14 protein-coding genes are annotated in these 12,747 nt (G+C 62.3%); all 14 read right to left on the bottom strand.

Annotation, left to right across the window (positions count from 1 at the left end):
* Positions 1–49 precede the first annotated feature (49 nt).
* Positions 50–1,465 carry an aldehyde dehydrogenase family protein gene (locus tag ACFVYC_RS15645; protein WP_387551854.1) on the bottom strand — a complete coding sequence of 472 codons (1,416 nt, stop codon included), beginning with the start codon at positions 1,463–1,465 and terminating at the stop codon, positions 50–52.
* Positions 1,466–1,548: 83 nt separating this feature from the next.
* Positions 1,549–2,559 carry an ABC transporter substrate-binding protein gene (locus tag ACFVYC_RS15640; protein ID WP_387551851.1) on the bottom strand — a complete coding sequence of 337 codons (1,011 nt, stop codon included), beginning with the start codon at positions 2,557–2,559 and terminating at the stop codon, positions 1,549–1,551.
* A gap of 77 nt (positions 2,560–2,636) precedes the next feature.
* Positions 2,637–3,470, bottom strand: a complete 834-nt coding sequence (locus tag ACFVYC_RS15635) for an ABC transporter permease (RefSeq protein ID WP_387551849.1) — start codon at positions 3,468–3,470, stop codon at positions 2,637–2,639.
* Entirely contained in the window at positions 3,467–4,264 is a 798-nt protein-coding gene (locus ACFVYC_RS15630) for an ABC transporter ATP-binding protein (protein WP_387551846.1), read from the bottom strand. The genes ACFVYC_RS15635 and ACFVYC_RS15630 overlap by 4 nt, the downstream gene beginning before the upstream one ends.
* A 46-nt stretch (positions 4,265–4,310) precedes the next feature.
* Positions 4,311–5,321 (bottom strand): ABC transporter substrate-binding protein, encoded by a 1,011-nt coding sequence (locus ACFVYC_RS15625; protein WP_387551843.1) that lies wholly within the window; start codon positions 5,319–5,321, stop codon positions 4,311–4,313.
* Between the two features lie 42 nt (positions 5,322–5,363).
* Positions 5,364–5,576: a tautomerase family protein gene (locus tag ACFVYC_RS15620; protein WP_387551840.1), complete on the bottom strand. Its 213-nt coding sequence runs from the start codon at positions 5,574–5,576 to the stop codon at positions 5,364–5,366.
* Between the two features lie 47 nt (positions 5,577–5,623).
* Positions 5,624–7,027, bottom strand: a complete 1,404-nt coding sequence (locus ACFVYC_RS15615) for an MmgE/PrpD family protein (RefSeq protein WP_387551837.1) — start codon at positions 7,025–7,027, stop codon at positions 5,624–5,626.
* The gene (locus tag ACFVYC_RS15610) at positions 7,027–7,803 is read right to left on the bottom strand and encodes an HpcH/HpaI aldolase/citrate lyase family protein (protein WP_387551835.1); all 777 of its coding nucleotides are present in this window, start codon (positions 7,801–7,803) and stop codon (positions 7,027–7,029) included. Before ACFVYC_RS15610 ends, ACFVYC_RS15615 begins: the two co-directional genes overlap by 1 nt.
* Positions 7,800–8,654, bottom strand: a complete 855-nt coding sequence (locus ACFVYC_RS15605; protein ID WP_387551833.1) for an SMP-30/gluconolactonase/LRE family protein — start codon at positions 8,652–8,654, stop codon at positions 7,800–7,802. Before ACFVYC_RS15605 ends, ACFVYC_RS15610 begins: the two co-directional genes overlap by 4 nt.
* Positions 8,655–8,795: 141 nt before the next feature.
* A complete protein-coding gene (locus ACFVYC_RS15600; RefSeq protein ID WP_387551831.1) occupies positions 8,796–9,692 on the bottom strand; it encodes a LysR family transcriptional regulator in 897 nt (298 codons plus the stop codon).
* Between the two features lie 151 nt (positions 9,693–9,843).
* Positions 9,844–10,074 carry a hypothetical protein gene (locus ACFVYC_RS15595; protein ID WP_387551829.1) on the bottom strand — a complete coding sequence of 77 codons (231 nt, stop codon included), beginning with the start codon at positions 10,072–10,074 and terminating at the stop codon, positions 9,844–9,846.
* Entirely contained in the window at positions 10,071–11,243 is a 1,173-nt protein-coding gene (locus ACFVYC_RS15590; protein WP_387551826.1) for a CaiB/BaiF CoA transferase family protein, read from the bottom strand. The genes ACFVYC_RS15595 and ACFVYC_RS15590 overlap by 4 nt, the downstream gene beginning before the upstream one ends.
* Complete coding sequence (locus tag ACFVYC_RS15585; protein ID WP_387551823.1) at positions 11,236–12,123, bottom strand: HpcH/HpaI aldolase/citrate lyase family protein; 888 nt, start codon at positions 12,121–12,123, stop codon at positions 11,236–11,238. The genes ACFVYC_RS15590 and ACFVYC_RS15585 overlap by 8 nt, the downstream gene beginning before the upstream one ends.
* On the bottom strand, positions 12,120–12,686 hold the full coding sequence (locus tag ACFVYC_RS15580; protein ID WP_387551820.1) for a MaoC family dehydratase: 567 nt from the start codon (positions 12,684–12,686) through the stop codon (positions 12,120–12,122). The genes ACFVYC_RS15585 and ACFVYC_RS15580 overlap by 4 nt, the downstream gene beginning before the upstream one ends.
* Positions 12,687–12,747: the final 61 nt, after the last annotated feature.

Below are 12,747 nucleotides of genomic sequence, written 5' to 3'. Positions count from 1 at the left end.
GGGCAGAGCCAGTGCCGACGCCTGGGCAGGCAGACTTCGATCAGCATCCTTAAAGCTTCATGATCACAGTCTTGGTCTCCGTGTATGCGTCCAGTGCCTCGTAGCCCTTTTCCCGTCCGTATCCAGACTTTTTGAAGCCGCCGAAGGGGAGTTCAACGCCGCCGCCCGCGCCGTAGGCGTTGACGTAGATCTGGCCGGCGTGGATATCAGCCGAGAGCCGGTGAGCCCGGCTGAGGTCGCGGGTCCAAATGGCGGACATGAGTCCGTACTGGGTGCCATTGGCGAGGGTGATGGCCTCTTCTTCCGTGTCGAAGGGCATGGCGACGAGCACGGGGCCGAACACTTCCTCCTGTGCGATCTTTGAAGCGGGGTCTACACCTGCAATAAGGGTTGGCTCAAAGAAGGCACCGTTGCCAAGTCCCTGCGGAATGCCTCCGCCAACGACGATTTCGCCGTCGGCAGCGTCCACCATGCTGCGCACACGGCCCTGCTGCTTGAGGGAAACGAGTGGCCCCAGATCCTTGTCCGCGAGCCCCGGACCGATACTGGCGCCGCCGAGGTTCGCCGCTACTTTCTCCACGACCTCCTGGTACACGCTGCTGTGCACCAGGAGGCGTGAACCGGCGGAACAAGTTTGGCCCGCGTTGGCCAAAATCCCCTTCATTGCATAAAAGGCGGAGGCATCCAGATCAGCGTCGGGGAACACGACGTGGGCTGACTTTCCGCCAAGTTCCAGCATGGCGGGCACAACGTTTTTCGCGGCCGCTATCGCGATCACCGATCCGATTTCGGTGGACCCGACGAACCCCACGTGGTCGATGTCCGCATGTTCGCTCAAAGCCGCCCCGGCCTCGGCTCCAATACCGGTAACGACGTTGACCACACCCTGCGGGATTCCCGCCCGGACGGCCAGTTCAGCCAACTTCACGGCCGTCCGTGGTGTCTCATCGGCCGGCTTCGCCACCGAACAATTGCCTGTGGCTATAGCGGGCGCGACCGCGCGGGCAAACAACTGCATTGGGTAATTCCAGGCCAGGACGTGTCCGGTGACGCCGAACGCCTCGTGCCTTGTGTAGACGTGCATGTCGGCCTGCAACGGGATCGTGATGCCGTAGTACGAGTCGATGGCGTGTCCGTAAAAACGGAAATACCGCGCGCAGATTGCGGCATCTGCTCGTGCCTGACTCAGCGGTTTACCCGTGTCCTCGGACTCCATCCGGGCCAGTTCCTCCTGGCTACCAAGAATAAGATCTGCATAGCGGGTAAGCAGCAGGGATCGCTCTTCCGGCGCGGTCAGTGACCACGCCTTCTGGGCAGTTCGAGCAGCGCTGACGGCCTGGTCAATCTCAGCGGAGGTGCTGCGCGCCACCGTCCCAAGGGACTGCCCGGTGGATGGATCGATGTTTTCGTACGAAGCGGGTGCGTCAACAAATTCACCATTGATGAAGTTCTTGGTGTGTGTCATCTATAAGTGTCCTTCTCGGTCATGAGCAGTCATCTACAAGCCGACTGGCGCGGGAGGTTGCCGGGCCTTCGATCATGGTCTGGCTATTGTCGTGCTGCCGTTCCAGCCAGGTACTGGGCGTCGTAAAGCTCATCGATTGTCGGAACATTCGCCAAAGAGGAGTATTTCTTCGACAGGGCCAACCATCGGTTCAGCCCCTCCCTGCTTATTGCGCTGTCCTGGGAGTAGGCCGATTTCGCGCGGTCGAACGACAGCTTCGCATCTTCCATGCTGACTTGTGAGTCCTCGGACAGGATCTTCGTGGCATCCTCGGGATGGGCCACGACCCACTGCGCCGATTCCGCGGCGGCGGCCATGAATTTCTTTACGGTATCGCCGTTTGAACTGAGCGCCTTGTCACTGGACGCGAACACCTGAGCGGGCATGTCCGGAAAGTCCTCACCCAGGACACTTAGTGGGCGCATGCCGGCAGCCTCCGCTTTTATGTCAAAAGGCGGCACCAGCATTGCGCCCTCAAGCTGGTTGGTGGTCATGGCCGCATATTTGGCGGCCATGGTCCCGGTCGCGACGAAAGTGACCTGCGACGGGTCCACGCCCTGAGAGTCGAGGTACGCACGGGCAAGAACTTCTTCTCCGCTCCCCGGGCCGACGATGCCGACCTTCTTTCCGATGAGGTCGCTGGCGGAGGTGACTTCGGAAGTAGTTACCAACCGGTACTGCACTTGATTAAGGAGGTTGCCGATCATCCGCATTTTGCTGCCCGCTGAAGCAACGGCAATGACGCCTTCAGGCAGCATGGCCGCGAGGTCGGCCTGGCCGCTTGCCACCGCAGCGGCTGCCTCAGCGCTGGACTTCACTTTTACGAGCTCGATTTCGAGTCCGTGCTTTTCAAAAATTTCCTGGTCCATGCCGGCGGTCACGGCAAGGAATGAGCTGCCGGTGATCGAAGAGGCCAGAGTGATCTTCCCGATGGAGCCTTCCGAGCTGGAATCACCCGGCGTACTGGCACAGGCCGTGGCAGCCAACACAGTTAGGGCAAGGGTTGAGGCAAGAAGGGTGGCCCGTTTTGCCCCGCGGAATGTGGTGCGTCGCATGTGACACGCTCGTCTTCTGTAGATAAGGAACTGAACGTCAAAGGATGGGCGGGCCTAGGTGCCCGCCCATCCTTTGTTTAATCCCCGAGGACCGGTGTCCGCCACGGGGCGAGCTTGCGCTCCAGTACCTTGATCAGGGCCATGATGATGACCGAAACGACCACCATAATCAGGACCCCTGCCAGGTACCGCGGGGTGTTGAAGACTTCCGCATCAGCCCGGATCCGGTAGCCGATACCTTCCGTTGCGGCGATGTACTCACCGACAACGACGGCGATCATGCCCTTGCCGATAGCGAGGCGGAGGCCGGTGACGAAGAACGGCACCACTGACGGGAAGATGACGTCCTTCTGGATGGCCCAGCCGTTCGCACCGAACGATTTCGCGGCCCTCATAAGGGAGCTGTCCGTGTTTCGGACTCCTTCCATCATGTTGATCAACACGGGGAAGACCGCCAGGATGGCGACGTTTGCAACCTTGGAACCGATGCCGAGGCCGAACCAGATGACCATCAGGGGTGTGAGAACGAGGATGGGCGTGGAATACAGGGCCGTCACGACCGGGTCGAAGGCCCAGTACAGGCGCTTGGAGGTTCCCAACAGGATGCCCAATGGCACACCAATTCCCAGGGCGATCATCATGCCGAGAAGGAATTCCAGGCCGGTCACCCGCAGGTCGGAAAGCAACGGACCAGTGGTCAGGGAGAGGAAACCTTCCCAGATAACCGAAGGATGGCTGAAGAACAGCGGGTCCCAGAGGTTCATGTTGCCGGCAACTTCCCACACCGCGAAAATACCGATCACGGTGACGACGGGCAACCAGCGCTTTTCGTTTTTCTTCAACCAGCTTGGTTCGGGCCGGCGCACAGGCCCTCCCGGAGAGACCGGCGCCGGTTTGGTGATGATACTCATGGCTTCTGCCCTTCCTCACGTGCCTGGACTGTCAGGACCTCGCTCTTGAGGTGATCCCACAGGAGGTCCCTTTGCGCGTCGTAGCGTTCCCGGTACTCTGCCGATGACTTCGGCCCGAAGTCCGGGCGGACTTCGTCCCGGATGGTGCCCGGACGGGCAGTCATCAGCAGGACTCTGTCCGACATCTGGAGCGCCTCGTCCAGGTTGTGCGTAACAAAGACAACCGTGCGGCGTTCCTCGGCAACCAGCTGGAGGAGGTCTTCGCGGAGAAGCTCGGCGTTCTGGGCATCGAGGGCACCGAAAGGTTCGTCCATGAGCAGCAGGCGTGGCTGGACCGCGAAGGCGCGGGCGATTCCTACCCTTTGCTGCATTCCGCCTGAAATCTGGTGCGGGTAGAGGTCCAACGCGTGGGTCAGGCCCACGCGGTTGATGTATTCCCTGGCGAGATCCAGGCGCGCCTTTTTGGACAAGTCAGTGCGGCGGTAGTTCAAGCCGAGCAGCACATTTTCCCGGACTGTTTTCCAGGGCATAAGCGCAAAGTTCTGGAAGACCATTGCGCGTTGCTTGAGTGTGTCCTGCACAGTGGATCCGAAGATGCTTACGCTGCCTACGTCGGGGCGGACGACGCCGTCGAACATCGAAAGCAGGGTGCTCTTTCCGCAGCCGCTCGGTCCGATGAGGGAGACGAACTCCCCTTCTTCGACGTCGATGCTGATGTCTTGGAGGATGATCTCCTTGCCGTACCCGAAGGTGACATTCTGCACGGAAATTGCGGTGCTAACGCTGCCTGGCATTGATGCTGGCTCCAGCATTTGGTGGGATGAAGTGGTCACGATCATCTCACTTTCCGGGGAGGTACTGGGCGTCATAGACGTCAGTGATGGTTGGGATTTTGGCGAGGGAGGCGTACTTCTCTGAAAGTTCCAGCCATGTGGACAGGCCTTTGTCGCTGATGGCGCCATCGAGGGAGTACGCGTCCTTGGCCCGGTCGAACGATGCTTTGGCCTCTTCGGGGCTGATCTGGGCGTCCGAGGACAGAATTGTGACGGCATCATCAGGGTGATCGACAACCCATTGTGCCGATTCTGTTGCGGCGGCCATGAATTTCTTCACGGCGTCTGCCTTGGCACTGAGGGAACGGTCCGTTGCAGCAAAGACTTGGGCGGGAATGTCAGGGAAGTCCTCGCGGACGATGCTGAGCGGGTGCATTCCCGCATCTTCGGCTTTCAGATCGTACGGGGGGACCAGCATGGCCCCTTCAATCTGGCCTGTGGTCAGGGCTGCCAGTTGGGCAGGCTGGGGCCCGGTGGCCACAAACGTGACCTGGGACGGGTCTACGCCGTTCTCGGCGAGATACGCCTTAGCCAGGATCTCTGCGCCGTTTCCGGGGCCGGGAATACCGATCTTCTTCCCTGCGAGGTCCTCTGCCGTTTTGATGGATTCCGATACTTCGAGACGGTGCTGGACCTGATGCAGGAGGTTGCCGAGCATCTTCATTTTGCTGCCGGCGGCCACCACGGCTACGACTCCCTCCGGTACCATCGCTGCGACGTCGGCCTGTCCGCTGGCAATGGCCGCGGCAGCCTCGGCGCTGGACTTGACCTTGATGAGTTCAATTTCGACGCCATGCTTTTCGAAGATCTTCTGGTCCATACCTGCCGTCACCGCAAGGAATGAACTACCGGTGATCGAGGAAACGAGGGTAACTTTGGTGCTCCCGGGGGTGGCGCCGGGCTCCGCAGCTGGAGCCGTCCCGCCACAGCCAGTGGCCGCAAGGGCGAGTGCGGCCATGGCGCCGACTATGCCCGCCGACCGACGGGTGATAATGCCCGATTTGAGGTGATTTTTCATACCAAGTGCTCCTTTGCGCGTGGTGATGGTCTGCACGGTTGGTTAGGGCGCCGCAGCAACGGGGGCCGTGTCGATGTCGCTGAACAAAACGCCGCCCCGGGCCAGGTCGGTCCGCTCAATTTCGAAAAAGGTGATGCGGACGCCCTCGGGCTTGATGCCCAGGGCAGATACTGCGGCTTCAGTGATCCCGCTGACCAATTGGCGGCGCTGGTCGAGGGTCCGGCCTTTGAAGATTTCAACGGTGATGTTAGGCATGTCTGTGTCGCTTTCTTGTATGAATCTGTACTAGGTCAGTGGAGTGGTCAGGCGTTGACGGGTGCGCGGCCCGAAAGTTTGGATGAGTGGCTGAAGAGGTTCCGGATCCTGGGTGTCTGGTCCAGGACCCACAGTTGTTGGCTGAGGGCTTCGGCGTCCCACGGCGTGGCCGAGAATCCGAGGCAGTCGTTGAACTTGTCCTGGATTTCCTGATCCGTCAGGGGGTCCGAGCTGACGCCGTGGGGCATGTCCGCCCGTGCACTGACCCTGCTGCCGTCACCAAGTTCAACGTCGACGGTGGCGTACCAGCGTGAGAACTCCCGCGGCCCGGCGGGCGGGACGGCGCTTTCACGTGTTGTGACTTTCCGCAGCAGGTCCTGCAGTTCGGGCCGCTGTACCGATGCGTCGGTGAACGCGTTGAGCGTCGGCTGGCCGGCAGCAAGAGCGGCCGCAACGGTGTACTCCAGGCTGAACTTCGCCTGCAGCCCTGTTTCCGGCCGGTGATGGATCGGGCCCACGAGTCCTGTTGGCTGAACCGTAACGTCCACGGCGACGATTGATGAGGCGTCGATGCCCTCTTCGTGAAGCGCGCTGGCTGCCTCCGCTGCCGGGTGTACGGCGTAGCAGGCGGGAATCCTTTTAACGTTCAGCCCTTTGGTGGTCACCGTCCAGCGTTCCTCCAGCACTGGCTCTACCTTGGCCAGGTCCGGGTTGACGCCAAACACATGGAAGAATCCGAGCGGTGCTTCCAGCTGGTCCGGGTCGGCGTCATAACCTCTCACTGCGAGGTCGACGGCGAGTACGGCGTTGGACGCCGCCAGCCCAGCGTGCAGGGGCTTGGTGATGAAGCCACAGTTGACCCGGCTTCCTCCGGCCATCGAGGCGGCGATGCCTAAGGCGTGGCGGGTCTGCAGCAGTGTAAGCTGCCGAAGCCGCGCCACCGCCGCCGTTGCCCCGATGATCCCCACAGTACTGGTGGCGTGCCAGCCGTTGGCCCAGTGGGCCCGGACGGGCAATCCGGCCGAAACGGCGCACATGATCTGGTGTCCGATGACGTAGGCGTCGAGGATGTCGCGCCCGGACGCGTCGGCGGCCTCGCCCGCCGCAAGGAGCGCCGGGATGAGAACCACACTGGGATGGCCGTTGGTCTCAAATAAATGATCGTCGTAGTCATCGGCGTGCCCCGCCGTGGCGTTCAGGAGGGCGGCGACGTGTGCCGGCGCCAGCTCTCCCGTGGCCAGGACGGTGGCCCCGTGGATGCCGTTCGCGGGGACCAGGACTGACTCCATTAGTGCGGTGGAGGCGATGTCATGGGATCCGAGAAGTGCGACGGCCACCGTATCCACCAGTGCACGGGTTGCCATGTGCCGCGCAGCATCGGTGATCTCAGCCGATTCGGTGCAGATCGCGAATTCGGCGATGGCCCTTGTAATCTTTGGCGTTTCGTTCATTAGCTCGAAGCTCCTGTCAGGGCGGGGGCGGACCGAAGTTGGCTGACCGCGTTGGACATTAAGCGTGACTGGGCGGACAGAAGTAGGGTTGCGCCCCGCTCGATTGCCGTGGTGGTCTGTTCCGGGGTGCTGGCGGACATGCCCACAGCTTTGCCGGCTGCCCGGGAACGGGTCACAATGTCCCGAATGACGTCCTGGACTCTCTCGTCGAGGACCTCTCCCGGGATTCCTAGGCTCGCGGAGAGGTCGAATGCTCCCACGAAGATTGCGTCGATGGATTCGGCTGCCAGGATGTCATCGAGGACGGCGACTGCTTCCATGCTCTCGATGTGGACGATCAGGGCAACGCTGTCATGGGAATCCTTTATGAGCTGCGCGTAACCGCCGGCATAGTGGCCGAACCTGCTGTTCCGACAACGGCCCAGGCCGCGGTGCCCGTCAGGAGCGAACTGGCAGGCCGTGACGACGTCGTCGACGTCCTGCCGGGACTTGACATGCGCGATCTGCAAAGCTGCGACTCCGGCGTCGAGGTACTTGCCGATACTGTCCGGGTCCGCGTTGGTCTTCACCACGAGGGCTCCGCCGCCTGCCTTGCAGGCCCGGGCCAGTTCAACTATTTGCGGTCCGGTTACGGCCGTGTGCTCAGTGTCGACGGCCACCGCATCGACGCCCAGCTCTGAAAGGAACTCCGCGGCGGAAGGATCCGGGAAGTCAAGGGTGGTGACGAACACCGGAGTTCCGGCGAGGAGGCGGGATCGGAACGCGCTCGCGCTCATGACTGGTCGGAGTCACGGAACGGGTGCAGCGGGAGGCCGGCGGCGGGCCAGTCTGCCTCAAGGACCTGGCCGTTGTCGGAATCCGTCACGGCCAGTTTTCCAGAGGACGAGATGGCGACGTTGGTGTACTTCTGGCCGTCCCCAATCTTGATGACGTCCAGCAGTGTGCCCTCCGGGTTGTATACCTGGAGGTCACCGGGAGCCGTGCCAGTGATTGCGCCGATGACGAGGTTGCCATCGACGTCCCACGCGAATCCGTCGGGACGTCCGTGGTCGAGTTGGACATGAATTTCGGGTTTCCCGAGGCGTTCGCCGGGGGTGAAGGGAAAGCGCAGGATTCGCCTTTCATCCCCCTGGGCTACGAAAATGCTGTCATTATCAGCGCTGAAGCCGATGCCGTTAGGGAACCAGTCAACGGAGAGCAGGAGTTCCGCTTCGCCGGTATTGACGTCGACGCGCCACAGGCGGCCATCATCGCGCCGGGGCCGGCGCATGGGGTCGGTGACGTACAGGAAGCCGTCAGGACCGAAGCAAAGATCGTTAGGGTAGATCGGGTCGGTGGTGACTGTGACCACTGTGCCATCGGGGTGAATGGCCTGAACGCCTCCGCTGACGCCTTCCTCGCGTTTGGCTGGCCACTGGCCGCCGTTCTGTGCCACATAAATGATGCCGTCCGGGCCTTCTGCGGCGCCGTTGGGTCCCGCTCCGGTCCGTCCGAGCACTTGCGTTGTGCCGTTAGCTGTCTCGTACACGACACCCTGGTCGATGGAGACGAAGACCAGGCTTCCGCGCTGGGTGTAAACAGGGCCTTCGGTGAAGCCAACACCGGTGGCAACGGTCTGAAATTCCATGGGTAATCCTCGGGGTAATTTGGGGCTATCAAGCAGGGATTCATCCCTGTGACGAAGCTGACAAAACAACCGTAAGTCCGAGCAATACATCGAAACAACAGATTGGAAGCGATCAATCGATCGAAAATTCCGGATGATGGCCTAGGGCGCCATCTGGCCACTCTTGAACTTTCGGGCCAAGTCAATGGCCGCCTTTACTGCTGGCGTATCGCCTTCCGGCGACCAAGCCATATGCAGGGCAATCTTAGGCAACGGGCCTCTCAGCGGAACAAAAACAACATCCCGGCGCGGGGCGAAACGGAAGGAATCCGGCTGGACCGAAACGCCGAGCCCCGAGGCAATGAGGGCGAGCTGGGTAGCCATATCATGGCTCTCAATAATGCGGCGCGGGCTGCACCCATGGCGGTAGCAGGTGGCTATGAGAACGTCATAAAGGTCCGGGTTGGAGATTCGCGGCCAGTAAACAAAGTCTTCGCCATCGAGATCCTGGATCTCAAGGAATTCCGCGCCTGCATGCTTGTGGGTCGTGGGAAGCAGGGCCGTCAGCGGCTCCTCCAGTATCTTCTCCAACCGGACGCCCCGCACATGCTGGACGCTGCGCACAAAACCCAAATCGATCTGCCCCTGCGACAACTGGCGAAGCTGAACGGCTGTGCTCATGGACGCGATGGTGATTTCGAGATCAGGGCTCTGGCGCCGCAACTCTTTCAACAGGTGCGGTACCAGGTAGTTCATCGCAGGTCCCACGGCACCGATACGCAAGGTTCCTTGCCGCCCGGATGCCACCGCCAAAACCTGGCTCTCTACCCGTTCCAGCTCGTCCATTAACCGTCTGGAACCCTCCAGGAGGGCCTGTCCTGCCGCCGTAAGCTGCACAGACCTGCTCGTGCGGGACAGCAATTCAGTACCGAAATGCGCTTCCAGTGCCCGGACCTGATCACTGACCGTCGACTGTGACACGCCCAGGTGCCGCGCGGCCTTTCCGAAGTGCAGATCCTCAGCGACAGCCGAAAATACCCGTAACTGCTTGAATTCCATGGTCCTGAGCCTATCTATCCCGGGCCGTGATGACCTGCGCCATCAATTCGGTGTTGGTTCCCGGGCGGAGTCTGCTGCTTCAGGTGCTTCGGCATGGCGGGCAGTCTCGGGCTCGAGGCGGTTCCCGTGCGCTGGAGGCTTCCGGACAGCGCTAGAACATGCCGTAATGCGGCCGCACCCGGTACCCGGACGACTTCGCGAAAAGCGCCCTTGGTTCCACAGCGTCAGCTTCGATCCAGAGGATGGTGGAATCGGCGGAGGCCTGGCTCACCTTGCCCACGCGGACAAGGCTGCCATTCAGCCGTACCTCAACGATGCCGCCCACCAACTGGGCCCAATCCTCCCTGTCCCCGGCCGGGGCAACGGGGAAGGTCGGGCTCATGCCGGGCGCCGCACGCCTGAGGCGTCCTCCGGCGATTCCTCAAGTTCGGCAAGGATCTGCGCCGTATGCTCACCGATCCCAGGGACAGGCCCCATACGGAACCCGGCCTCGCGGGAAGTAACGGGGGGAATCAGGCTGCGCACCGGCCCTACCGGGGATTCGACGTCGCGCCAGCGGTTCCGATCGACAAGTTGGGGGTGCGCCGAAAAGCCATGCATGTCCCGGAGTTGCGCATTGGCGATATTTGCGGCATCGAGCCGGGCGACGGCGTCGTCCGTAGCCTGTCCCCCAAGCACAGCATCAATCGCAGCATGCAGCTCGGGGCGGTTTTCCACCCGCAGGGTGTTGGTGCTGAAACGCGGGTCCGCCGACAACCCCGGCTGGGCCAGGACCTCGGCGCAGAAGGCCGCCCATTCCCGCTCGTTCTGGATGCCGAAGAACACGGTGCCGTCGGCCGTGGCAAACGGACCGTACGGTGCGATGCTCGCGTGCTGCGCCCCACTGCTGACCGGAGGAGCACCGCCGTACTCCGCGTAGAAGTACGGTTGGCTCATCCATTCACCCAGGGCCTCCAGCATGGATATCTCCACCACGTCGCCGCGGCCGGTGGTGGCCCGGTGCAGCAGGGAGGTCAGGACACCCGTGTAGGCGTACATGCCAGCAGCGATATCCGCGATGGACACCCCCACCTTGGCCGGGGCATCCGGCTTACCGGTGACGCTGAGCAGCCCGGCCTCGCATTGAATGAGGAGGTCGTACGCCTTCTTCTGTTCGTGGGAACCGCCCCGTCCATAGCCGGAAATTGAGACGTGGACCAGCTTCGGGTTCAGCGCCAGGGCATCGTCCGGACCCAGTCCCAGCCGTTCAACGGCACCCGGGGCCAGATTCTGGACCAGCACGTCGGCGCGGGACACGAGTTCCTTGAGCGCCCGCATCCCCTCAACGGACTTAAGGTCCAGGACGATGCTTTCCTTGCCGCGGTTCAACCACACGAAGTAGCTGGACATCCCGTGGACCTTGCGGTCATAGCCGCGCGCGAAGTCACCGGTGTCGCGTTCCACCTTGATGACGCGCGCGCCAAGGTCCGCCAGTTGGCGGGTTGCGAAGGGCGCTGCCACCGCCTGTTCCAGTGAGACGACGGTGAGGCCTTCCAGCGGGAGCTTAGCCATTGGCCCCACCCCGTACCTGCTGCAGGATCCGCCTGGCGCGTTCTGTCACGGGCCGGTCGATCATTTGCCCGTCCACCTGCGCGGCGCCACCTTCGGCACCGATCACCAGGCGGGCCCACTCGATCTCTGACTCCGTTGGCAGGAACGCCGTGGTCACGGCAGCAATCTGGGCAGGGTGGATGCACAGCTTTCCGCCGAACCCGAAATCGCGGGCGAGCCTTGCCGAAGCCGCAACAGTGTCCTCGTTCCGGATCTCCGTAGAGGGTGTATCCAGCGGCGCCGCGATGCCCGCGGCTCTCGAGGCAAGGACCAGCCCTGAACGCGCGTGGTCAAGGAAGCGGTCACCGCTGTTGGCATTGACGTCGAGGGAGAAATCGATGGCGCCGAACGCGAGCCGGGTCACGCCAGGAACCTGTGCCAGGGCCAGGGCGTTGATGAGGCCCAGCGCCGATTCGACCAGCGGCACCAGGGCAAGGTCCGCCGGGAGTGAGGCGCCGAGCCCGGCGAGCGCAGCGGGCTCCTCGGCCTTGGGAACCACAAGTCCCAACAGGCCGTGGTGCTGCAACCCGGTGAGCGCCAGCAGCGCCGCGACCTCGGCACTGAAGGTAGGCGAGTCCACCGGATTCACCCGGACCAGGGCACGCACGCCGCCGCGCGCCAACGCGTCCACTGTTGACGCCAAAGCCAGTGGCTTGTCCGCCGCCGCTACCGCGTCTTCCAGGTCAATGATGACGACGTCGGCGCCCGAGCCGGCGGCCTTGGCAAACCTCTCGGGACGGTCACCGGGGACAAATAGAACGGTGACGGCCGCGGAAACCATCTCCTGGCCGGTCACCTCAGCCGTCAGCCCTGCTGCCGCTGTGGCCTCCGGCGCCGTCACTGGAAGTCCTCCGCAGCCGGCAGCGTGGACTCGTCCGGGCGTGCGGACTCGACGCCGGGAAGATGGCCCTGCCGGTACACCATAAAGGTGCGCCGGTAGCTGATGACGATCTTGCCGTCCTGGTTGTAACCCTCGGTGGCCACGGTCACGAGGCCCAGGTTGGGCCGGGACTTTGACTCCCTGACAGCCAGCACCTTGGACCGGGAATAGATGGTGTCACCCTCGAAGACAGGGTTGGGCATCCGGACCTCATCCCAGCCCATGTTGGCAAAAACGTTCATGGAGAGGTCAATGGTGGATTGTCCGGTGACGAGCGCCAGCGTCAGCGTCGAGTTGACCAAGGGCAAGCCAAACTCGGTGGCCTTGGCGAAGTTCCTGTCGACATGCGTCTTGGCGACGTTCTGCGTCATCAGGGTGAAGCTGTGGTTGTCAGCTTCCGTGACGGTCTTGCCGAACGGGTGGTAATAGAGGTCCCCTACCGTGAAGTCTTCAAAGAGCCGGCCGGTCCACCCCGGCACTAGGCGGGTGTGGCCCGCAGGGGGTTGCGGCTTGGTTTCAGTCATGAGTTGTCTCCTTCGACCAGCTTTACGACGTCAGCATCGCAAATATATTTTGTACTAGACC

Origin of the sequence: Pseudarthrobacter sp. NPDC058329, assembly GCF_042879835.1 — a bacterium.
GTDB lineage: Bacteria > Actinomycetota > Actinomycetes > Actinomycetales > Micrococcaceae > Arthrobacter.
The sequence above is the reverse complement of the archived record's forward strand: the minus strand, read 5'-3'. Positions and strand labels throughout refer to the sequence as shown.

Bases quoted from the DNA above. Each gene is read 5' to 3' on its own strand.
- ACFVYC_RS15615 (WP_387551837.1), bottom strand. From the start codon at position 7,027: ATGAACGAAACGCCAAAGATTACAAGGGCCATCGCCGAATTCGCGATC.
- ACFVYC_RS15630 (WP_387551846.1), bottom strand. From the start codon at position 4,264: ATGCCAGGCAGCGTTAGCACCGCAATTTCCGTGCAGAATGTCACCTTC.
- ACFVYC_RS15625 (WP_387551843.1), bottom strand. From the start codon at position 5,321: ATGAAAAATCACCTCAAATCGGGCATTATCACCCGTCGGTCGGCGGGC.
- ACFVYC_RS15595 (WP_387551829.1), bottom strand. From the start codon at position 10,074: ATGAGCCCGACCTTCCCCGTTGCCCCGGCCGGGGACAGGGAGGATTGG.
- ACFVYC_RS15620 (WP_387551840.1), bottom strand. From the start codon at position 5,576: ATGCCTAACATCACCGTTGAAATCTTCAAAGGCCGGACCCTCGACCAG.
- ACFVYC_RS15610 (WP_387551835.1), bottom strand. From the start codon at position 7,803: ATGAGCGCGAGCGCGTTCCGATCCCGCCTCCTCGCCGGAACTCCGGTG.
- ACFVYC_RS15640 (WP_387551851.1), bottom strand. From the start codon at position 2,559: ATGCGACGCACCACATTCCGCGGGGCAAAACGGGCCACCCTTCTTGCC.
- ACFVYC_RS15590 (WP_387551826.1), bottom strand. From the start codon at position 11,243: ATGGCTAAGCTCCCGCTGGAAGGCCTCACCGTCGTCTCACTGGAACAG.
- ACFVYC_RS15580 (WP_387551820.1), bottom strand. From the start codon at position 12,686: ATGACTGAAACCAAGCCGCAACCCCCTGCGGGCCACACCCGCCTAGTG.
- ACFVYC_RS15600 (WP_387551831.1), bottom strand. From the start codon at position 9,692: ATGGAATTCAAGCAGTTACGGGTATTTTCGGCTGTCGCTGAGGATCTG.
- ACFVYC_RS15605 (WP_387551833.1), bottom strand. From the start codon at position 8,654: ATGGAATTTCAGACCGTTGCCACCGGTGTTGGCTTCACCGAAGGCCCT.
- ACFVYC_RS15645 (WP_387551854.1), bottom strand. From the start codon at position 1,465: ATGACACACACCAAGAACTTCATCAATGGTGAATTTGTTGACGCACCC.
- ACFVYC_RS15635 (WP_387551849.1), bottom strand. From the start codon at position 3,470: ATGAGTATCATCACCAAACCGGCGCCGGTCTCTCCGGGAGGGCCTGTG.